Here is a 21818-nt window from a genome sequence, read left to right as displayed (position 1 = left end):
CCCGGAACCCGCCTCCGACCAGCACTTTTGGTGACCGCTGAAATTTTCTCGCCGACGGGTGTGACACTTTTGGCGCCCTGGGCGCAGTAATCAGTGAGCCGACTGGTCATCGGCCGTCGCACGGAGCCGGGGTTCCCCCCGTACCCGCGGCTCGTGCACCTGGCGCGGGCGGGACACGTTCCCCCGGTCCCGCCCGCGCCCTTTCTCCCTCGCTCTTCCTCACCAGTGCACGACGACCTTGTCGCCGTTCCGCACCTGCTCGAACAGCCGCGCGATCGCCGCCTCGTCCCGCACGTTCACGCACCCGTGCGAGGCACCCGCGTATCCCCGGGCGGCGAAGTCGGCCGAGTAGTGCACGGCCTGGCCGCCGCTGAAGAACATCGCGTACGGCATGGGCGAGTCATAGAGCGTGGACACGTGGTCCCGGGACTTCCAGTAGACCTTGAACACACCCTCGCGGGTCGGTGTGAACTCCGAACCGAAACGGACCGGCATCGTCGACACCGTCCGCCCGTCGATCATCCAGCGCAGGGTGCGGCTCGTCTTGCTGATGCACAGCACCCGTCCGGTCCGGCAGCGCGCGTCGGGCGCGTCGGCCGGCTGGCCGCCCATCAGATACAGCTCCCAGCGGCCCGGTTCGCGCGTCATCCCGAGCAGCCGCTGCCACGTGACGGTGTCGGTCCTCCCGGTCACCGGCAGCCCGCGCTTGCCCTGGAAGCCGCGGACCGCCTTCTCCGTCAGCTCGTCGTACGTCCCCGTCGGCCCGTGGAAGATCCAGGCGACCTGGCGCAGCCGCGCCTGGAGTTCGCGGATGTCGCGCCCGGAGTCGCCGCGGGACCACAGCACGCGCGCCGGCCGCGGCGCCGGCGGCGTGACCGCGGTGGCCGGGCCGCGTCCGGCACCGGGCGCCCGCGACGTCGGCGCGGACGGCGGTGACGGCGTGCGGTCCGGCACCTCGATGCGCACCGGCGACCCGGGCCTCCCGTCCGCGCCGGCCGGCTGCACTTTGCAGCCGGTCGCGCAGCCCGCCAGGACCGCGGCCGCCGCCAGAGCGGCGACACCCTTCCCCACCGTGACCCTGCTCCCCACACCAGCCCCCTCGTCGCACCGGACACGTCCGCTCGTCACCTCGGATGTACCCAGGAGGTGACCGCCGCCGAACAACGGGGCAAGGTGGTGAGTGACCGAAGACGACCGCCGAGGTGGGCGCTGTGAGCGGAGTCCCACCGAAGCTGTGAGGAAGGTCCCAGCCCGCGCCGCTCCACCGGGCCGCGCGCACCGATACAGTCCCTCGAAGGATCGGCCGGTACTGGTGGGTGAGCGACGGGTCACGGGCGATCGAGTCGAGCAACACCGCTCAGCGGGAGGCATCACACCATGGCGCGCGAGTCGGAGTCCGGACTGCCCGTCGAACCGGTCTACGGACCCGGGGACCTGGAGGGCTGGGACCCGGCCCAGAAGCTGGGCGAGCCGGGGCAGTACCCGTTCACACGAGGCGTGTACCCGACCATGTACACCGGCCGTCCCTGGACGATGCGGCAGTACGCCGGTTTCGGCACGGCGACCGAGTCCAACGCCCGTTACAAGCAGTTGATCGCCAACGGCACCATGGGCCTGTCGGTCGCGTTCGACCTGCCCACCCAGATGGGCCACGACTCCGACGCGCCGATCGCGCACGGCGAGGTCGGCAAGGTCGGCGTGGCCGTCGACTCGATCGACGACATGCGGGTGCTGTTCGGCGGCATCCCGCTGGACAAGGTGTCCACGTCGATGACGATCAACGCGCCGGCCGCCCTGCTGCTGCTCCTGTACCAACTGGTCGCCGAGGAACAGGGCGTTCCCGCCGACAAGCTCACCGGCACGATCCAGAACGACGTGCTGAAGGAGTACATCGCCCGCGGCACGTACATCTTCCCGCCGAAGCCGTCGCTGCGGCTGATCGCCGACATCTTCAAGTACTGCCGCGCCGAGATCCCGAAGTGGAACACCATCTCGATCTCCGGCTACCACATGGCCGAGGCCGGCGCGTCGCCCGCGCAGGAGATCGCCTTCACCCTCGCCGACGGCATCGAGTACGTCCGCACGGCGGTCGCCGCCGGCATGGACGTGGACGACTTCGCCCCGCGCCTGTCGTTCTTCTTCGTCGCCCGTACGACCATCCTCGAGGAGGTCGCCAAGTTCCGTGCCGCGCGCCGGATCTGGGCCCGGGTGATGAAGGAGGAGTTCGGCGCGAAGAACCCCAAGTCGCTGATGCTGCGCTTCCACACGCAGACGGCCGGCGTGCAGCTGACGGCGCAGCAGCCGGAGGTGAACCTGGTCCGCGTCGCCGTCCAGGGCCTCGCCGCGGTCCTCGGCGGCACCCAGTCCCTGCACACCAACTCCTTCGACGAGGCGATCGCCCTGCCGACGGACAAGTCCGCCCGGCTCGCCCTGCGCACCCAGCAGGTCCTCGCCTACGAGACGGACGTGACGGCGACGGTCGACCCCTTCGCGGGCTCCTACGTCATCGAGAAGATGACCGACGACGTCGAGGCCGCCGCGCTGGAGCTGATGCGGAAGGTCGAGGACCTCGGCGGCGCCGTCAACGCCATCGAGCACGGCTTCCAGAAGAACGAGATCGAGCGCTCCGCCTACCGCATCGCCCAGGAGACCGACTCCGGCGAGCGGGTCGTGGTCGGCGTCAACCGCTTCCAGCTCGACGAGGAGGAGCCGTACGAGCCCCTGCGCGTCGACCCCGCCATCGAGGCGCAGCAGGCCGAACGCCTCGCCAGGCTCCGCGCGGAGCGCGACCAGCCGGCCGTCGACGCGGCCCTGGCCGAGCTGAAGAAGGCCGCCGAGGGCGAGGACAACGTCCTCTACCCGATGAAGGAGGCCCTGCGCGCCCGCGCCACCGTCGGCGAGGTCTGCAACGCCCTGCGCGAGGTCTGGGGCACGTACGTGCCGTCGGACGCCTTCTGACGGTCCGTTCTCCCACCGGTCGGGACCCCGAGGACGGGCGGCGTCGCCGCGTGCGACACTCCTGTCATGTTCGGCGTCATCGACCTTCCCACCTATCTCGCGGGCCTGGTCCTCATCGTTCTGCTGCCCGGCCCCAACTCGCTGTACGTCCTGTCCGTCGCGGCGCGGCGCGGCGTGCGCGACGGGTACCGGGCCGCGGCCGGGGTGCTGTGCGGCGACACCGTGCTGATGACACTGTCGGCGGCCGGCGTCGCCTCACTGCTGCAGGCGAACGCCGTGCTGTTCGGGATCGTCAAGTACGCGGGCGCCGGCTATCTGACGTGGCTCGCCGTCGGCATGCTGCGGGCCGCCTTGAGCATGTGGCGGACCCGGCGGGAGAAGGACGTCGCCGGCGGCGTGGCCGAGGTCGCGCCCGGTGAGCGCCCGTACCGCCGGGCCCTGGTCGTCAGCCTCCTCAACCCCAAGGCGATCCTGTTCTTCGTCGCCTTCTTCGTGCAGTTCGTCGACCCGGCCTACGCCTACCCGGCGCTGTCCTTCGTCGTCCTCGGCACCCTCGCCCAGATCGCCAGCGTGCTCTACCTCAGCGCGCTGATCTTCGGCGGCACCCGGCTCGCCGCGGCCTTCCGCCGCCGCCGTCGCCTGTCGGCGGGGGCCACCTCGGCGGCGGGCGTCCTGTTCCTGGGCTTCGCGGCGAAGCTGACGCTGGCCGCCTGACTCCGCTCACCTCCCGGACCGGGCCGACCGGCCCGGTCCGGTCAGCGAGGAGTGGTGAGCAGGGTGCGGAGTTTCGGGGTCAGGGGCTTTTCGACCCAGCGGTGCAGCACCCAGGCGAGCAGGAGCATCGCGGCGGCCGTCAGGACGAAGGTCTCCGCCGACGCCAGGCCGAGGCCGCGGTGCAGGGCGTGGATCACCACCCAGCCCAGGTGCTCGTGGACCAGGTAGAACGGGTACGTCAGCGCGCCCGCCACCGTCAGCCAGCGCCAGTCGGCCCACTGCAGCAGGCCCAGCGCGATCGCGGCGACCGCGGCGAAGCCCAGCGCCACCACAAGCACGATCCCGAACGACGTCCGGTTCGAGAAGGCGTCCGCGCTGGGCGCGTGCCACAGGCCCCGGACCGCCTGGTGCTGGCCGATCAGGAAGCTCACGCCCACGATGCCCCACGCGTGGACGTCCCGCCGGTCGCGGTGGACGAGGTACAGGCCGATGCCGCCGACGAAGAACGGCGCGTACTCGGGCATCAGCACCAGGTCCAGCAGCGGCTCGTCGGCGCCCTGCGCGATCGCCGCCGCGAGCGTCCACAGCGCGCAGAACAGGATCACGCGCCGGCGGTTCGCGCCCGGCAGCACCACGCACAGCGCGAACAGCGCGTAGAAGCGGATCTCCGCCCACAGCGTCCAGCACACGCCCAGCACCCGGTCCGCGCCGAGCGGCTGCTGAAGCATCGTCAGGTTCACCAGCGCGTCGCTCGGCGACACCGCGTCGTAGGCGACCACCGGCAGCGCGAACACCGCCGTCACCAGCAGCACCGCCACCCAGTAGGCGGGCAGCAGCCGCGCCGCGCGGGAGGCGAAGAACGACCTGAGCGGCCGGCCCCAGCCGCTCATGCAGATCACGAACCCGCTGATCACGAAGAAGACCTGCACGCCCAGGCAGCCGTAGGCGAAGTACTCGTGCAGCGTGGGGAACTGCCGCTCGGGCGAGCTGCCCCACGCCGCACTGACGTCGCCGCCGCGACCGCCGTAGTGGTACGCCGCCACCATCAGCGCGGCCAGCAGCCGCAACCCGTCCAGGGCGCGCAGGCGCCCGCCGGCGCCCGCGGAACGGGGCGGGGCGGCGGCGTCCGGCGCTGCGGGCGTCGTGGGCGTTGCGGGCGGCGTGGCGGGGGCCGGGGGCTGCGCCGGGCCGAGGGTCGTCTCGGTCATGCTGCTGTGCACGTCTTTCGTACCGCGTGTGGTCAGGAGGCCCGCAGGAACGCCGACAGCGCCGCCTTGCCGAGGTAGGTGAAGCGGGTGTCGCCCGTGAGGTGCTTGTCCAGCGCCTCCTTGATGCCCGGCCACTTCGGGTCGCCGAAGTCGTCCAGGACGACGATCCCGCCCGGGGCGGCGATCTGCTCCGCCCACTCCAGGTCCTTGGCGACGCCCTCCGCCGAGTGGTCGCCGTCGACGACGATCACGCCGTAGCGGCGGTCCGAGACGGCGGCGCGGGTCTCCGGGTCCTCGGAGAAGCCCCGCTGGATCCGGGCCGCCGCACCCGCCGGGCCGGCCAGCGCGAGGTTGGTGCGCACCGCCCGCTCGTCGACCGGGGTGCCCGTGGGGTCGGAGCGCTGCGGGGTGCCGGGCTGGAGCTGCACACCGGCGAACGGGTCGACGATCGTCACGTTCGGGCTGCGGCCGTCGCGCTCCATCATCCGGATCAGCCCGGTGGAGAACATGCCGTACAGCGTGCCGATCTCCAGGATCTCGTCGTTCGGCGGGTCGAGCAGCGGGATGGTGCCGAGCTTGCCGCAGATGTTCATGGTGCCGCCGGCGATCCGGCCGACCCCGAGCGACTCCAGCCCGATCAGCAGCCGGTACGCGGAGGCGACGTTGCGGACGGCCGCCTCCCGGTCCCCGGCCAGCTCAGCCACCTCGGACTGCAGACGGCTCAGCGGGCCGGGGCTCACGATCCTGGACAGGCCGCGGCCGCCGGGGCCGAGCAGCAGGTCGAGGGTGAGCTGCTGGCGCTTGACCGCCTCGGCGGTCTCCCGGAGTGCCTTGCCGCTCGCCGCGTCCGCGGCGGCCACCGAGCGGAGCCGCCGTTCGATGCGCTGGTCGATGAGGTCGGCGACCGGCCGCAGCAGCCGCCGGGAGACCGAACTGGTGAGCAGGGAGCGGGTGTTCATGGATCCGGAGACCTCAATCCGTCGGGAGCTCGGTGTGAGTGATGTGGCTCGCGGGTTGAGGACAGGCTAGGCGGGAGGCGGCGCGGCGGGAGGGATGCGGAGTTGAGCGAAGTGCGAACAGCCGGCGAACTCCGCATGGAGGACGCACGGCTTCCGGGTGCGCGCTCCCGGGTCAGCCGAGCAGCCGCCGCAGGTTCAGCCGCCCCCACAGCAGACTGCTGGCGAACGACAGCACCATGACCGTGGCGACCAGGACCACCAGCAGCAGCCCCGCCGCCGGAGCGCTCAGGTCCGGCGAGACGAAGCGCGTGACGATCTCCTCCACGAACAGCACGTGCACCAGGTACGCGCCGAGCGCCGCGTTGGCCAGCGTGCGCACCCGGGGCCGCCACTTCTCGGGCACCCGGACCCGCGAGACCAGCAGCAGCACGCAGACGCTCATCACGGCGACGAACAGGTGCGCGTTCGGCATCACGTAATGGATCTGCGTGTTGTACCAGAGCGCCCCGACCATGGTGAGCGGCAGCAGCATCAGCGGCAGGCGCCGGCGCACGGCTTCGGCGGGCAGGGCGAACAAAAGGGCGCCGCCGACCGCGTACACCAGCGAGTAGGTGCCGAAGCCCCAGGCGACCGTGGGCAGGTCGCGGCCGGTGACCTCGGTGACCGTGGTCATGACGCTGGGCAGGACCGCGATGCCGAGCAGTGCCGCGCCCAGTCCCCACGGCCGCTTCCCCGCCTTGATCAGCATCGCGAAGGCGAGCAGCGCGATGATCGGGATGTAGGCGTACATGAACCACAGGTGGTAGGCGGGCTGCACGGAGCCGAACAGGGAGTCCGCGGCCAGCTCGGTCATGGGCCGCTCGTTGCGGTCCCGCAGCCAGGCCCACGCCAGGTAGACGGCCGTCCACGCGAACATCGGGACGATGTTGCGGACGATCCGCTGCCACATCCGGGCGCTGTCCCGCGGCGGCGCGCCCACCAGGACGGCCCAGCCGGCGATGGCGAAGTACATCGGAACGGCGAACGGGTTGACCGCCTCGGCCACGTGCCCCGCCCAGTACGCCCCCGCGCCGTTCTCCGGGTCGTTGCCGGTGGCGCGGATGAACTGGGCGCCCACGTGCCCCAGCATGATGGTCGCGGAGCAGATCAGCCGCATCAGGTCGATGTCGAAGCGGTGTTCCCGCGGCGCGGCGGTCTGCCCGGAAGGGGCGCTGCCCTTTTGCTGTGGCAGGCGTACGGCGATGTCGTTCGGCACCGCGCAACTCTCAGCCCGTTCGGTGTACGGGAGTTGAAGAAAGGGTGGAACCTCCGTGGCCGGTGGGTCTCGGTTGGGGCAGTGGTGCCGACGGGGCGGCCGGGTGCGGTGGGTCGCCGACCGTACCGGATCGCCGGCCCCGGCGTGACCGCGCTCTCCCGCCCGGCCGCCGACCGTACCCGATCACCGCCCGCGCCCGGCAGCCCCCCGTACCGGGAACCCCTTCCGGACCGGCCGCCGCCCGTCAGCCCGTCCGGACCGGCAGCTTCTCCGGACCGGCAGCTTCTCCGGACCGGCAGCCCTTCCGCACCGGCGGCTCCTCCGGACTGGCCGTCGCCCGTCAGCCCTTCCGCACCGTCAGCCCTTCCGGACCGGCAGCCCTTCCGGACCGTCAGCTCCTCCGGACCGGCAGCTCTTCCGGACCGGCCGCCGCCCGTCAGCCCCTCCGCACCGGCAGCCTTCCGGACCGTCAGCTTCTCCGGACCGGCAGCTTCTCCGGACCGGCAGCTTCTCCGGACCGTCAGCTCTTCCGCACCGGCCGTCGCCCGTCAGCCCTTGCGGCCGCGCCGCACCACCCGGCCCACCCGGCGCTTGGCCCGGCCCACCCGGATCCTGGCGCGCGAGCGCGGACGGCTGCCGGGCAGTCCCAGCTCGGCCAGCCGCAGTTCGGGGAAGTAGTAGCCGGGGGCGTCGGCCAGGTGGGCGCGCAGCCAGTCCGCCGTCGAATCCCGCAGCCGCGCGTACGTCTTTGGCTGCATGCAGAAGCCGATCGCCCGCACCAGCGGCGCCAGCGTCGCGGGCGCCGGGCCGACGAGCGCCGGGGTCTCGGCGCGCTCCAGGTCCGGCACCATGTGGTCGATCACCGCGAGCGGCACCCGGTTGCTGTTCGGATAGGGCTTGAGGCGCCCCATCACCAGCGCGGTCCCGACCCGGGCGACGGGCACGTCGTAGTACGCGGAGGCCGTCACCATCGCCGTGGAGAAGCAGCCGGCGACGAGCGCGGGACGGCAGTGGTGGTACAGCGTCTCCGCGAGCAGCGGCGCGTCCAGCACGGTGAGCTTCACGCCCGCGTCCGCCGCCGCCTTGCTCAGCGCCGCCGAGTAGCCGGCCGGGGCCGTCGGATGCGGCTTGAAGACGATGGACCGGTGCCCGGCGCGCACCGCCCCGGTCAGCATCCGGACGTGGAGGTCCTCCTCCTCCTTCGCGCTCAGGATGTTGATCGCCGCCAGGTACTGGCCGAGCAGCACGGCCGTCGGCTCCTCGGCCAGCACCGGCGCCAGCCGCGGATCGTCCGCCGCGTCCGCCGAGATCTCGTCCAGCACCCCACGGAACGCCCCGTCCGGGACGACCACCGGTTCGACGCCGTACTCCGACAGCAGCAGCGGCGTCAGACCGGGGATCAGATCGAGGTGCAGCAGCCGCCGGATGCGCCGCGCGATGGTCAGCGGCAGCTTCTCCCGGGTCGGTCCGTAGCTCATCAGGCCGTCGGCGTACACGTCGACGGAGGCCTCGGAGAAGATCGCCGCCAGCGCGCGGGCCGGGTTGACCTGGATCGACTCCACGGCGAGTTCGACGTGGTCCCGCTCGCCGATGCCCCACAGCAGCCGGAGCGCCCGCTGCCACAGCACCGTGTCGTTGCCGCGCGGGCCCCAGGCGCTCGGGTGGTACGGCCTGATCGCCTCGTTCCAGCTGACCACGGAGTCGAAGCGGGCGGCTATCGGCTCGTAGCCGTGCATCTCGTCCAGGCGCAGCGCCGTCTCCGGTATCGCGGCGTTGTTGGACACCAGCAGGATGCGCCGGGCCCCGTCGCGCGCTCCGAACAGTCCCGCGTCCAGCGCCGCGGCGAGGGTCGCCGCTCCGTAGAGCGTCGAGACCTGGAATATCTGGGTCGTCTGGGGCATGGATCAGGCAGCCTTCCGCCCGTCACGCAGGCGGCTGAGCAACCTGCTCCGAGTGCTGTCGATGGTTTTCAGGGTCTCTTCGAGGGCGTGCTGGGGCATGCGGTGGAGCGCGTCGCGCGCCTCGCGCCGCAGCCGCTGGGCCGCCGAGGACTCGTACTCGTGCGCCTTGCCGATGTGGAAGGCGATCATGGCGCAGTAGGTGCGCACCGCCTTCAGCAGGAAGCGGTCGGTCTCCGGGTCCTCCTGGACGTCCCGCAGCAGCGCGTCGTACGCCGGGATGAAGTCCAGCTGGCGGGAGTCCTTGATCTGGGTGAGCGAGGTCGCCACGCCCCGCCGGTAGAACACGCCGTGCAGCCCGAGGGAGGCGTACGTGCGGGCCTTCAGGTGCAGCCGCCAGATCCACAACCGGTCCTCGGCGGTGCGCAGTTCGGTGGCGAAGCGCATGCCGCCGTCGGCGAACAGGTGCCGCCGGTAGATGCCCGCCCAGACGAACGGGTAGTCGACCATCGTCTCCATGTCGGCCGGGGCGATGCCGTCCCGCGGGTCCATCACCGCGCCCCGCAGCGGGGCCGGGGGACGCCGAACGACGCGCTCGGTGCCGGTCACCTGGACGTGGTCGGTGCGGGCGAAGTCGCAGCCCAGCTCCTCGATCGCGGACACCAGTTCGGCCAGGTGGCCGGGGCCGTACCAGTCGTCGCCGTCGAGGAAGGTGATGAACTCGCCCTCGGCCGCGTCGATCCCGCTGTTGCGGGCCTGGGCTATGCCCATGTTCTTCTCGTGCCGGATCACCCGGACGCCGGGGTGCTTCTCCGCCCAGCGGTCGATCACCCATGACGTGGCGTCCGTGGAGCAGTCGTCGACGAGCAGGAACTCGAAGTCCGGGTCCGCGTTGCCGGCGAGACTGCGCAGAGTGCTCTCCGCGAACGCTTCCACGTTGTGCATCGGGACGACGACGGACAGTTTGGGCACGTGAGCCTCTCTTTCGAAAACAGCGGTGAATCCCCGACGGCTCATGCCCGGCCGAAGGTCTCCCGGAGTTCCTCCAGGTTCGCCTGCGTGGTCTCCCACAGGAACTTCTGCGCGGCGTGCACGTTCGCCACGGCCCCCGGATGGTCGTCGAGCACCGCCGCCGCCCGCTCCAGCAGCCGGGGGCCGAGGTCGCGGTCGTGCACGGACAGCCCCCACTCCCGCCGGCCGATGTCGGACAGGAAGTACGCGAGCTTCGGATGGGACACCAGGCTGAGGATCGGCGTGCCGCAGCCGAACGGGATCATCCCCGCGTGCCCGCGCATCCCGATCACCAGCCGCGACCGGCGGTACAGGTCACGGATCGCGTCGTTCGACATGTCGTACAACTGCTCCACGGGCAGGCTCAGACCGTGCTCCCGGCGCAGGTCGTGCACGAACTTCTCGTCGGCGGGCATGTGCGCCGCGTACCGTACGTCGGTCCGCTCCCGCAGGCCGCGCAGGGCGTCCGCCATCTGCGCGAGGAAGTGGCCGTAGTCGTGGCCGAAGCGCAGGCCCGCGCGGTCGTACGCGCAGTTCACCAGGACCGTGTCGGCCCGCTCCACCGGGTCGCCCCAGCCCGGGACGAGGTAGCGGGCCACCGTCGTCGGGCACGGTTGGTAGCGCACCCGGTCGCGCAGCTCCTCGGGCAGCAGTTCGCGGACCCGCTCGATCGAGCCGTGGTTGCGCAGCCCGAAGAACGCCGACCGCTCCACCAGGACCCGCAGGCTCTCGGCGAACCGGCCGCGCCGGTAGAGCTGCCCGTCGAACACGTTGTAGCCGACGGCGAACACCGCCAGCGGCGCGGTCAGCCGGGCCAGCAGGCGGTCCGGGACGTTCCACTGCCAGTGGCTGTTGCCGTTGGGCGAGGTGTCGGGCAGGAACAGCCCGCCACCGCCGACGACGACGCCGCGCCGCGCGTTCAGCTCCTCCAGCACCGCCTCGTCGACCAGCCGGTGCACCGGCTGCTGGTACCAGCGGCGCGGGCCGGTGTCGGTGTCGAAGCACATCCGCACCGCCTCGGGCAGCACCTTGTCGCCGGCGTTCTCCTGGCCCTCCGCGAACAGCGCCACGTGCGCCAGCTGCTCCGCGGCGTCGGCCGGCTCCGCCCGCTCGCCGGGACGGTCGGGGCGGGTGCGGACGTACCAGGCGTGGCAGCCGGAGTCGGTGGGGTCGGCCTCCAGGCCGTCCCGGGCGTAGGCGTGCGCGTCGCTCTCCCGGCCGCACAGCCAGGCCAGCCGGGCGAGCTGGGCGAAGGCGCGCGGCGCCACGTCGGGTGACGCGGCGGCCAGCAGCAGCCGCGCCTCGGCCTCCTCGTAGCGGGACAGCGCCATCAGGCAGACACCGAGCGTCTCCTGGCAGCGCGGCGCGTCCAGCCGGTCCCCGACGACCGGTTCCAGGACGTCGACGGCCTCGTCGTAGCGGCCCTGCCTGCGGTACACGTCGGCGACCGTGCGGGCCAGGTCGAGGGAGGGCCGCGCCCGCAGCAGCGGCGGCGCGAGGTGCGCCAGGAGGTCGGGGTGCTTCTCGCCGGGCAGGGCGCAGTACGCGGCCCGGAACGCCTCGTCGTCCAGCTCGAACCGGCGTCGCGCCGCGACGGCCGGGCCGTAGCCGGGCGCGTCGGCCGGTCCGGTGAAGCGCAGCACGGCGACCTGCTCCGGCACCGGTGTGTCGTCGTGCAGGCGGCGGGTGAGGAAGTCGTACCGGGCGTCGAGCGGGGTCAGGACCTCCGCGAGGGCCGCGTCCCAGTCGCCGTTGCCGTTGCCGTCGCGGTCGCGGTCGCCGTCGAGCCGGGCCGCCGTGGCGTCGTCCACGTCGGCGCGCTGCACCACCAGCAGTCCGTCCGGCAGCACGGCCCGGTGCTCGACGCCCTCGCCGTCGCACCACACCTGCCGCACCGCGCCGACCCCGTGGCGCAGCCGCAGCAGCGCGCCGATGCCGCCCAGCACCACCATGGCCGGGTCGAGCGCCACGACGGTGTCGTAGCCGTCCAGCCGGAAGACGTCCCCGCGTCCCGCCGCGCGGCGCGTCACGAGGCGCGGGTGCAGCCGGCGCAGCCCGTCGAACGCCGAGTCCGGCAGCCCGGGGTGCAGCACCACGAAGTCCTCGCACACGCCCGGGTTGGTCAGGGCCAGGCTGCGGATCAGCGTGGCCACGCCGGGCAGACGGTCGGTGTCGGTGTGGACGGCGAAGGCGATCCGGCGTCTGCCGGTGACGGTGCTCCGGTCGTCCGCCAAGGAGTGGGTCATCGCAGGGCGATCCTCATCTTGCTGTCGTCGACGTGCGTCGCACGGTCCATGACCCACTCGGCCTCCCGCGGCCGCAGCCGGCCGGGCTTGTCGAAGCCGATGAGGTCCAGTCGGGGGCTGACGTCCAGGAAGTCCAGCAGCCGCAGCACGGTGAACGCGGTGCTGGTCCCGGCGTCCCAGCGGTCCTCGCCGAGCAGCGCCGGGTCGGCGAGCGGCCGGCGCAGCGAGGCGTCCCCGACGTGCTCCTGCGCACCGGGCACCAGCCGCTGCCGGGTGGCGCGGCGCCACGCCCCGGCCGGGTCCCCGAACACCAGCCGGATGCCGGTCCGCTGCGTCCACGGCGACCCCTCCCACGGGGTGCCGCCACGCAGCGTCACGGCGTGCAGGCCGGTGCGCCCACCGGTGCCCTCCGCGCGGATCCGGAAGGCGTCGCAGCGCACCACCACGTCGTAGTCGTCGATCTCCGCGCCGAGCCCGCTCCCGAAGACCTCGCCGGCGTTGGAGACCAGGCACACCGTCCGGCCCGCGAGCAGGCCGCGCAGCCCGCTGACGCCGACCGGCGTGGTCCCGCCGAGCAGCGGGTCGGCCGTGCCGGACCGCTCGACGAGCCGCCGGTAGGTGCCGTACAGCTCCAGCAGCCGGCGCACGCCGGGGTCGCCCATGCCGTGCTCGGCCACCCGCGCCCGGGTGAACGCGGCGAACTCCGGTGCCGCGTCCCCGGTGGGCCGGGCCGGCAGGTCGCGCAGCTCCGCGCCGGGGCCGGGGAAGAGGCCGGCGGCCTCCTCCAGGCAGGCCCGGCGGCGCCGCAGCGTGTCGATCCTGCGGGCGATGCCCTCGGCCGGGTCGCCGTTCTGCACCAGCGTGAGGTAGCGGCCGTAGCTCTCCAGCGCCTCCTCGTCGCGGCCGAGTCCGTCCAGTGCCCGGCCGTGCAGCCGCCACGCGCCCTTGGAGCGCTGCCGGATCAGGGTCGAGGTCTCGGCGACGTCCAGGGCCAGGCCGAGTTCGCCGGCGCCGCCGGCCTCCAGTGCGCGCTCGCCCACCTGGAGCAGGGCGTCGAAGGAGTCGGCGGACGGGGTGTCGAGGGAGGCGGCGTAGACGCCGATGGCCCGGCTGATGCGGGCGTCCGGCGGGGTGCCGCGGTCCTCGTGCGCCGCGAGATACTCACCGCACAGGCGCATGCCCCGGGCGAACAGCGCCGGCCTGGCGGCCTCTTTCTGCCGTGCCTTGAACAGTCCCGCCAGCGGGTTCGTCATCCGTTCCACCGTCCTCCGATCGGAGGCCGAGAGTGCCCCAGCACGACGGTCCGCCGGTGGCCTCCTGGTGGACAGAGGGTGAACACTCCACCACCAACGGCTGAGCGCGCGGCGGTCGCCCGGCAACGGGGCTCCGACGGCCGTCAGCCCCGCAGGGCCTTCTTCAGCGCCCGCGCCCGCCGCACCACCCGGCGCGCGGTCGAGTTGTGCGGCAGGAACGCCAGCCGCCTCGGGATGCCGCCGGGAAGTCCCAGCGCGGTGAGCCGCTTGCGCTTGAAGTAGCGCCGGGTGCGCGGGCCCGGATGGGCGGCGAGATACCGTTCGGCGACCGGGCGCAGCGGCGGGTGGATCTGCGGCTGCATGGTGAAACCGAGCGCGGTGACGAGGTCGTTCAGCTCCTCGACGGACGGGGCCGCCGGCTCGCCGCCGCCGGCCTCCAGGTCCGGCAGCAACGCGTCGGCCAGCACCGCCGGCACCCGGTTGCTGTTCTGGTACGGCGTCAGCCGCTCCAGCAGCCGCTCGGTGCCCACCCGCGCGACCGGCAGGTCGTAGAACGCGGACGCCGTGAACAGCGCCGTCGAGAAGCAGCCGACGACCAGCGCGGGCCGGGCCCTGGCGAACACCACCTCGGCGAGGACGGCCACGTCCACCACGGTGAGGTCCACGCCGAGCCGGTCCGCCTCCTGCTCCAGCACGCGGCTGAAGCGGACCGGGGCGGTCGGGTGCGGCTTGAAGACGACGCGACGGTGGCCGCGTTCGACCGCGCCGCGCAGCATCCGCACGTGCAGGGCCTCCTCCTCCGCGGGGGAGAGGATGCCGAGCGCGGACAGGTACTGGCCGAGCAGCAGCGCCGCGTCCCGCGGAATCGGCGGCAACTCGCCCGACGCGTCGGCCACTTCGTCCATCGCCTTCAGGAAGGCACCGGTCGGCACCACCCGGGCCGGCACGCCGAACTCGGTCAGCAGCATCGGCGTGAGGCCGGGCACCAGGTCCAGGTGCAGCACCTGCCGCACCCGCGTGCCCACCAGCGGGTCGAGCTTGTTGCGGGTGGGGCCGTAGCTCATCAGCCCGTCGGCGTAGACGTGCACCGGGGCGCCGGTGAACAGCCGGGCCACCGTCAGCGCGGGCGGCACCTGGATCGACTCCAGGACCAGCTCCACCCGGTCCTCGCCCAGCCCCCACAGCAGCCGCAGATGACGCTCGAGGAGCGGGATGTCGTCGTTGCGCGGCGTCCACGCCCCCGGGTGGAAGGGCCGGATCGTCTCGTTCCAGGACAGCACGTCGTCGAAGTGCTCGCGCAGCGGCGCGAAGCCCGGCATCTCGCTCAGCGCCGGCGTGGTCTCCGGGGTCGCGGCGTTGTTGCACACGAGCAGGATCCGCCGCTCCGCCTCCGCGAAGCAGTCGGACTCGATCGCGGCCGCCAGCGTGGCGACGCCGTACAGCGTCGAGGCGCAGAAGATCTGGGTGGTGCGGGACATCACGCGGCCCCCTTCGCCGTGCTGATCCGGCGCCGCAGCCGCCGCAACGTCACCGAGCGGTCCATGTCCATGGTCTCCAGTACCTCACCGAGCACGTCCTGCGGCATCCGCTTCAGCGCCGCCGCGCTCATCGTCCGCAGCTGCCGGGCCACGGCCGGTTCGAACTTGCCCTCGTCGGACAGGTGGTGGGCGATGATCGCGCAGTAGGTGCGCACCGCCTTGGGCAGCAGCCGGTCCGCGTCGCGGTCCGCCGCCGTCTCCTCGATCACCTGGTCGAAGGCGCGGATGAAGTCGAGCTGGCGGACGTCGCCGATCTGGGTGAGCGAGGAGGCGACACCCCGCCGGTAGAACACGCCCAGCAGGCTCACCACGGCGAACGACTCCGCCTCCCGGTGCAGCTTCCAGATCCACGGCCGGTCCTCGGCCGTGCGCAGCCCGTCGGTGAAGTGCAGCAGCCCGCGGTCCAGCAGCCGGCGGTGGTAGGCGCCGGCCCACGCGTACGCGTAGTCCACCGACGTCGTCCGTTCGGCCGGCAGGATCGCCTCCCGCGGGTTCAGCACCTCGTCCCGTCTGCCGAACGGCACGCGGTGCACCGTCCGGGCGCGGGCGGCGGCCCGCACATGGTCGGTGCGCACGAAGTCGCAGCCCAGCCCCTCGATCGCCGCCACCAGCTCGGACAGATGGCCCGGCGCGAGCCAGTCGTCGCCGTCCAGGAAGGCCAGGTACTCGCCGCGCGCCGCGTCCAGGCCGGTGTTGCGCGCGGTGGCGAGTCCGCCATTGTGGTCGTGACGGATGTAGCGCACCTGGGCGATGTCCGAGAGCTCGTCGGCGGCGCGCTCGAGAATCGCCGGAGTTTCGTCCTGCGAATGGTCGTCGACCAGAACGAACTCAAAGTCCGGCCGAGCGTTCGCGCGAAGACTGACGAGCGTGTCCGGGGCGTATTGCTGCACGTTGTAGAACGGGACAATCACGGAAAGCTTTGGCACCTGCAAAACAGTAGGAGCGCGCCCGACTCGACAACTTTCCGGTGCCCGTACAGGGAGTGAACTCCATGTGTCGGTCCGGTGCACCCCGTGTACTTCCTCCGTCCACGCAGGCCAGTTCGGCTCTCGGTGGGGTGTTGTTAACTTTTCGTTGATTCACGGTTGGGCCATACCTAGAATTCGCTTCCTAGCGTCTTCGACGTGCCAGCAAGTGCAACGAAGCCCCTCAGGGTGGCGGTCCTCGCGGATTCCGACACCAGGTGGAAATGGGGCGCGCTCACCGCGAACCGCATCGCGCCGTCCGCCACCGGAAACCCGGAGGACACGGCCGACGGCGCAGGCATCCGCCTGGACGGATACCTGCTGCGCGGCCGCGCCACTCCCACCGCCCGTCAGCTCGGCGAGGTCGGCGTCACCGCCGACTCGCTCCGCGAGGTCACGGCGGTCGAGTTCCTGCGCGCCATGCGCGAGGAGTCCTACGACCTCCTCGTCCTCGCCCTGGTCGGCGGCGGCGTGCAGGCGATGCTGCACGGCCTCAAGCGGATCTGGGAGGACCGGCCTCAGCGGCCCGTCGTCGTCACCGGCTACGTCGGTGTCGTCTACGAGAAGCTCGCCGACGGCCTGCTGCTGCGGCACGGCGCCGACCTGGTGCTCGCCAACTCCCGCCAGGACGCGGAGCGTTTCCGCGCCGTGTACGAGGGAGTGGGCGCCGACGCCGGCTCGGTCACCGAGGTCGCGCTGCCGTTCCTCGGCGGCGCCCCCTACACCGGCGAGCCCGACCCGTCCGCGGAGCAAGGGAGCAGGCCCTACACGGTCGTCTTCGCCGCCCAGCCCTCCGTCCCGGAGAGCCGCAAGGACCGTACGTACCTGCTGAACCGGCTGGTGGAGCACGCCCGCCGGCACCCCGAGCGCGAGGTGCTGCTCAAGCTGCGCTCCAAGCCCGGCGAGCACACCACCCACATCGAGGAACTGCCCTACCAGAAGCTGTCCCAGCGGCTCGACCTGCCGCCCAACTTCCGCCTGGTCTACGGGCACATGGGCGAGGTCCTGGACCGCACCGACCTGCTGGTCACGGTCAGCTCCACGGCCGCCCTGGAGTCGCTGCACCGCCGCATCCCCACCGTGGTCCTCACCGACCTCGGGGTGCGCGAGGCGCTCGGCAACCACCACTTCGTCGGCTCCGGCTGCCTCGCCTCCTGGGACCAGCTCGACGCCGGACACCGCCCCGAGCCCGACGCGCGGTGGGTGGCACGGCAGGGCGTCGCCGCCGACGGCTCCTACGACACGGCCTTCGACGCGGCCCGCGAACGCATCGCCAAGCTGCTGGACCGTCCCGGTGGACTGCCCCCGCTGACCCCGTACTACACGCCCGTCACCGCGCCCGGCTATCTGCCCGGCATCCTCGCCCGCCACCACCTCGGCCCGGACGGCACCCCGCTGCCCGGCGCCCCCGCCGCCGACAAGGAGCCCGGCCCGGTCCGGCAGATCGTGCGCCGGGCCGCGCGCGGCGCCTACCGGCACGGCGTGCAGCGCGTGGCCCCGGTGATCCGCCGGATGGGCGAGCTGTGACCGCACCGATCCCCGCTCAAGGAGCTGATCCCATGTCCGACCCGCAAGCGGGCCAGGTTTCCCCGGTGCGCCGGGTGCTCGCGGTGATTCCCGCGCGCGGCGGCTCCAAGGGCGTGCCCGCGAAGAACCTCGCCCCGGTCGGCGGCATTCCGCTGGTGGCGCGCGCCGTGCGCGAGTGCCGGGCCGCCCGCCACGTCACGGACGTCGTGGTCTCCACCGACGACCAGGCCATCGCGGCCGCCGCCCGGCAGGCCGGCGCCGAGGTGGTACTGCGGCCCGCCGCCATCGCCGGCGACACCGCCACCTCCGAGGCGGCCGTGCTGCACGCCATGGACTCCCACGAGGCCCTGCACGGCGCCCCGGTGGACGTCGTCCTGCTCGTGCAGTGCACCAGCCCGTTCCTGGTCCGCGAGGACGTCGACGCGGTGGCCGGCGCGGTCGTCGCGGAGGGCGCCGACACCGCGGTCACCGTCGCCCCGTTCCACGGCTTCGTCTGGCGCGACGGCGACGACGAGACGGCCGGCGGCCACGGCGTCAACCACGACAAGTCCTTCCGCCCCCGCCGCCAGGACCGCCCCCAGGACTTCCTGGAGACCGGCGCCGCCTACGCGATGGACGCGGCGGGATTCCGCGAGCACAAGCACCGCTTCTTCGGCCGCACCGAACTCGTGCGCACCGACCCCGCCCGCGTGCTGGAGATCGACGACCCGCACGACCTCGCCCGGGCCCGCGCCCTCGCCCCGCTCTTCGACGCGGACCGGCCCGGCGCCCTCCCGACCGCGCAGGACATCGACGCGGTCGTCCTCGACTTCGACGGCACCCAGACCGACGACCGGGTGCTGATCGACTCCGACGGACAGGAGTTCGTCGCCGTGCACCGCGGCGACGGCCTCGGCATCGCCGCCCTGCGCAGGAGCGGACTGAAGCTGCTGATCCTGTCCACGGAACAGAACCCGGTCGTCGCCGCCCGCGCGCGCAAGCTCAAGCTGCCCGTGCTGCACGGCATCGACCGCAAGGACCTCGCCCTCAAGCAGTGGTGCGAGGAGCAGGGCATCGCGCCGGAGCGCGTGCTCTACGTCGGCAACGACGTCAACGACCTGCCGTGCTTCGCCCTCGTCGGCTGGCCCGTGGCGGTCGCGAGCGCCCACGACGTCGTACGCGGCGCCGCACGCGCGGTCACCACCCTGCCCGGTGGTGACGGCGCGATCCGAGAGATCGCCGGCTGGATCCTCGGTCCCTCTCTCGATTCCCTCCCCAAGTAAGGAAACCCCTGTCATGAGCAACTCCCGCATCCGCACCCTCGGTTCGCGCGAGGCCGGCCCCGGCCGCCCCGTCTACGTCACCGGCGAGATCGGCATCAACCACAACGGCGACCTCGAGAACGCCTTCAAGCTGATCGACGCCGCCGCCGAGGCGGGCTGCGACGCGGTCAAGTTCCAGAAGCGCGCGCCGGAGATCTGCACCCCGCGCGACCAGTGGGACATCGAGCGCGCCACGCCGTGGGGCCGGATGACGTACATCGACTACCGCCACCGCGTGGAGTTCGGCGAGGACGAGTACCGCCAGATCGACGAGTACTGCAAGTCGAAGAACATCGACTGGTTCGCCTCCCCGTGGGACACCGAGGCCGTCGCCTTCCTGGAGAAGTTCGACGTGCCGGCCCACAAGGTGGCCTCCGCCTCCCTCACGGACGACGAGCTGCTGCGCGCCCTGCGCGCCACCGGCCGCACCATCATCCTCTCCACCGGCATGTCCACCCCGAAGCAGATCCGCCACGCGGTCGAGGTGCTGGGCAGCGACAACATCCTGCTCTGCCACGCCACCTCCACCTACCCGGCGAAGGCGGAGGAGCTGAACCTGCGGGTCATCAACACCCTCCAGCAGGAGTACCCGAACGTCCCGATCGGCTACTCCGGCCACGAGACCGGCCTGCAGACCACCCTCGCCGCCGTCGCCCTCGGCGCCGTCTTCGTCGAGCGCCACATCACCCTCGACCGCGCCATGTGGGGCTCCGACCAGGCCGCGTCCGTGGAGCCGCAGGGCCTTCAGCGCCTGGTCCGCGACATCCGCACCATCGAGGCGTCCCTCGGCGACGGCGTGAAGAAGGTCTACGAGTCCGAGCTCGGCCCGATGAAGAAGCTGCGCCGCGTCACCGGCGTCGTCGCCGAGGCGGAGATCGCGACCGCCGCCGGCGAGCCGCTGTCCGTCTGACGCACCGCACCCACCCCCCTGACGACGACGGGAACGGTCCTACGTCGATGAGCCCCCGCGCCGGCCTGCCCGGCCCCCACACTCTCGCCTTCGTCGAGAGCCCGGTACAACTGCTCAACGTGCTGGAGTGGGCGCACGCGCATGCGCCCGGCGTGGGGCTCACCCTCGTGGTGCTGTCCCCGGTCGATCCGATGACCCGCGGCCAGCTGCGCCGCATGGCGGAGCTGGCCCGCGAAGACGGGCACGAGGTCCGCTGGGAGGAGGCGCGCGGCGGCGCCGCCGCCCCGCTGCAGACGATCGGCGGACTGGCCGGCCCGCTGCGCCGGGCCTCCCGGGTCGTCCTCGGCGACCCCTTCTCGCGGTACGTCCAGCTGCTGCTGACGATCACCCGGGCCCGTGAGATCGTCGTCGTCGACGACGGCACGGCGACCATGGAGTTCGTCGGCCAGCTCGCCCGGGGCGAGCGCCTGGTGCGCTGGCACCGCAAGGGCGGCCGCCCCGGCCCCCGCGACCTGGTGTTCGCGCCCGTCTCCGCCGTCGCCCGGCGCCGGCTCACCCCCGGCGGCCCGCGCACGGTGGAGGTCTTCACCTCCATGCCGATGGAGGCCACCCCGCCCGGTGTCACGGTCAGCGCCCACACCTTCGCCTGGACCCGCGACCGCTTCGGCCCGCCCCGCATCACCCAGAGTGCCGACATGGTGGGCACGTCCCTGGTGGAGACCGGCGTGGTGGACGCCGACGCCTATGTGGAGGCCGTCCGCTCCCTGGCGAAGACCTATGGCGCGCGCCGCTACTTCGCCCACCGCCGTGAGAGCACGGAGAAACTCCACCGGCTGGCCGTCGAGACCGGCCTGGAGATCGTCCGCCCCGACCTCCCGCTGGAGCTGATCGCCCGCCGCGGCCCCATCGGCCGCACCGTCGTCAGCTTCCCCTCCACGGTCGTCCACACCCTGCCCCTCGCGCTGACCGGCACCGGCGTGCGCGTCGCGGTCTGCGACATAGACCCCGCCTGGCTGACCAAGAGCGCCTCCCCGCGCGCCCAGGGCTTCCTGGCGAACGTCACCGACACGGCGAGGGACGCCCACCACCTGCGGACGGCACCGGCGGTCTGACCCGCCCGGCCGGACACCCCGTCGCCGCGGGACCGGAAACGCGTGCCCGAACCTCCGGCCCCCGTCCTGCCTGCCGCCCGGCCGCGGTGACGCCGTTCCGCGGGGCGACACAGAGGCAGCCGCGGTGACACCGTCCCGCGGGGCGACACAGAGGCAGCCGCGGTTCGACGGCCGGGCGCGCAGGCCGTCGCTCCCGACACGACCCGCGCACCGCGGCACGCGACGCCGGACGACTGGAGAATCGGACTCGCGGCCGGTCCGTCCGACTCGCGGCTGGTCCGTCCGAGCCCGGCTGGTCGGCATGACTCTCGACCGGTCCGTCTGACTCCTCGGCCGGTCGGCCCGACTCCTCGGCCGGTCGGCCCGACTCCTCGGCCGGTCGGACCGACTCCTCGGCCGGTCCGTCCGACTCCTCGGCCGGTCCGTCCGAGCCCCGCCGGTCCGTCCGACTCACCGATCCGTACCTCCGACTCCCGTGGGCCGGCGACGGATACCCGAACTCGCGCCGCAGCAAGCGGACTTCCTTCTCGACGGCGTCGACGCCCCGGCGCCCGCCGCTGCCGCCCGCTCCGGTGCCGAGCGCGGCGCGACGCCGGACCGCAGACCCGCCGGCCGTGGTGCACCCCCTGCACACCCGCACGTTGACGCCGCCGCCCCGGCCGCTCGCACCGAGGCCGCACCGAGGCCGCACCGAGGCCGCACCGAGGGCCCGCCGAGGGCACTCAGGGGCACTCCGAGAGGCGGCACCTGTACGCCGGATGAACCGGTCCGCGTGGCTTCGGCCGAACGTGGTAACCGTGAGGAGTGGACGGGTGCCGGAAACAATGCCGCGGGCTGTGAACGACGTCACGGCCTGGCTGGCCATCAGCCGATACCCTCGCAAAAGGGAGCTGAGTTTACCCAACACGATGGACAGCTATGCGTAGGGACGCCGATTTTTCTTCGCCTAACGGGCTGATTTTT

Annotated in this window: 16 protein-coding genes; 6 read left to right on the top strand and 10 right to left on the bottom strand. The window is 72.7% G+C overall.

Annotated elements, in window-relative coordinates; translation table 11 throughout:
* Positions 1-219: 219 nt before the first annotated feature.
* Positions 220-1071 carry a L,D-transpeptidase family protein gene (locus FGW31_RS12805; RefSeq protein ID WP_233452477.1) on the bottom strand — a complete coding sequence of 284 codons (852 nt, stop codon included), beginning with the start codon at positions 1069-1071 and terminating at the stop codon, positions 220-222.
* Between the two features lie 306 nt (positions 1072-1377).
* Here FGW31_RS12805 and FGW31_RS12800 point away from each other — a divergent pair, with 306 nt between their 5' ends.
* Positions 1378-2958, top strand: a complete 1581-nt coding sequence (locus FGW31_RS12800; protein WP_142193552.1) for an acyl-CoA mutase large subunit family protein — start codon at positions 1378-1380, stop codon at positions 2956-2958.
* Positions 2959-3024: 66 nt separating this feature from the next.
* Positions 3025-3672, top strand: coding sequence for a leucine efflux protein LeuE (gene leuE / locus FGW31_RS12795; RefSeq protein WP_142193551.1), 648 nt, complete (start codon positions 3025-3027; stop codon positions 3670-3672).
* Positions 3673-3713: 41 nt separating this feature from the next.
* Here the strand turns inward: leuE and FGW31_RS12790 are convergent, their stop codons facing one another.
* The 9 genes from FGW31_RS12790 to FGW31_RS12750 form a co-directional block, all read right to left on the bottom strand.
* Positions 3714-4880 (bottom strand): acyltransferase family protein, encoded by a 1167-nt coding sequence (locus FGW31_RS12790; RefSeq protein ID WP_142193550.1) that lies wholly within the window; start codon positions 4878-4880, stop codon positions 3714-3716.
* Positions 4881-4912: 32 nt separating this feature from the next.
* Entirely contained in the window at positions 4913-5839 is a 927-nt protein-coding gene (locus FGW31_RS12785) for a class I SAM-dependent methyltransferase (protein WP_142193549.1), read from the bottom strand.
* A gap of 172 nt (positions 5840-6011) precedes the next feature.
* A complete protein-coding gene (locus FGW31_RS12780) occupies positions 6012-7094 on the bottom strand; it encodes an acyltransferase (RefSeq protein WP_142193548.1) in 1083 nt (360 codons plus the stop codon).
* Positions 7095-7642: 548 nt separating this feature from the next.
* On the bottom strand, positions 7643-8995 hold the full coding sequence (locus FGW31_RS12775; protein WP_142193547.1) for a polysialyltransferase family glycosyltransferase: 1353 nt from the start codon (positions 8993-8995) through the stop codon (positions 7643-7645).
* Positions 8996-8998: 3 nt separating this feature from the next.
* On the bottom strand, positions 8999-9964 hold the full coding sequence (locus FGW31_RS12770) for a glycosyltransferase family 2 protein (protein WP_142193546.1): 966 nt from the start codon (positions 9962-9964) through the stop codon (positions 8999-9001).
* A gap of 41 nt (positions 9965-10005) precedes the next feature.
* A complete protein-coding gene (locus FGW31_RS12765) occupies positions 10006-12249 on the bottom strand; it encodes a polysaccharide pyruvyl transferase family protein (protein ID WP_142193545.1) in 2244 nt (747 codons plus the stop codon).
* Positions 12246-13502: a glycosyltransferase family 29 protein gene (locus FGW31_RS12760; protein ID WP_142193544.1), complete on the bottom strand. Its 1257-nt coding sequence runs from the start codon at positions 13500-13502 to the stop codon at positions 12246-12248. The genes FGW31_RS12765 and FGW31_RS12760 overlap by 4 nt, the downstream gene beginning before the upstream one ends.
* A gap of 143 nt (positions 13503-13645) precedes the next feature.
* Positions 13646-14980, bottom strand: a complete 1335-nt coding sequence (locus tag FGW31_RS12755; RefSeq protein WP_142193543.1) for an alpha-2,8-polysialyltransferase family protein — start codon at positions 14978-14980, stop codon at positions 13646-13648.
* A complete protein-coding gene (locus FGW31_RS12750; protein ID WP_142193542.1) occupies positions 14980-15966 on the bottom strand; it encodes a glycosyltransferase family 2 protein in 987 nt (328 codons plus the stop codon). The genes FGW31_RS12755 and FGW31_RS12750 overlap by 1 nt, the downstream gene beginning before the upstream one ends.
* Before the next feature lie 198 nt (positions 15967-16164).
* On the opposite strand from FGW31_RS12750, the gene FGW31_RS12745 reads away from it, so the two are divergent.
* From FGW31_RS12745 to FGW31_RS12730, 4 genes are read left to right on the top strand one after another with little or no spacing between them, the layout of a single operon-like run.
* A complete protein-coding gene (locus tag FGW31_RS12745) occupies positions 16165-17532 on the top strand; it encodes a DUF6716 putative glycosyltransferase (protein WP_142193541.1) in 1368 nt (455 codons plus the stop codon).
* Positions 17533-17564: 32 nt separating this feature from the next.
* On the top strand, positions 17565-18794 hold the full coding sequence (locus FGW31_RS12740) for an N-acylneuraminate cytidylyltransferase (protein WP_142193540.1): 1230 nt from the start codon (positions 17565-17567) through the stop codon (positions 18792-18794).
* Positions 18795-18807: 13 nt separating this feature from the next.
* Positions 18808-19743, top strand: coding sequence for an N-acetylneuraminate synthase family protein (locus FGW31_RS12735; protein WP_142193539.1), 936 nt, complete (start codon positions 18808-18810; stop codon positions 19741-19743).
* Positions 19744-19790: 47 nt separating this feature from the next.
* A complete protein-coding gene (locus FGW31_RS12730) occupies positions 19791-20855 on the top strand; it encodes a hypothetical protein (protein WP_142193538.1) in 1065 nt (354 codons plus the stop codon).
* Positions 20856-21818 lie beyond the last annotated feature (963 nt).

This window comes from Streptomyces calvus (assembly GCF_006782915.1).
Classification (GTDB): domain Bacteria; phylum Actinomycetota; class Actinomycetes; order Streptomycetales; family Streptomycetaceae; genus Streptomyces; species Streptomyces calvus.
The sequence above is the reverse complement of the archived record's forward strand: the minus strand, read 5'-3'. Positions and strand labels throughout refer to the sequence as shown.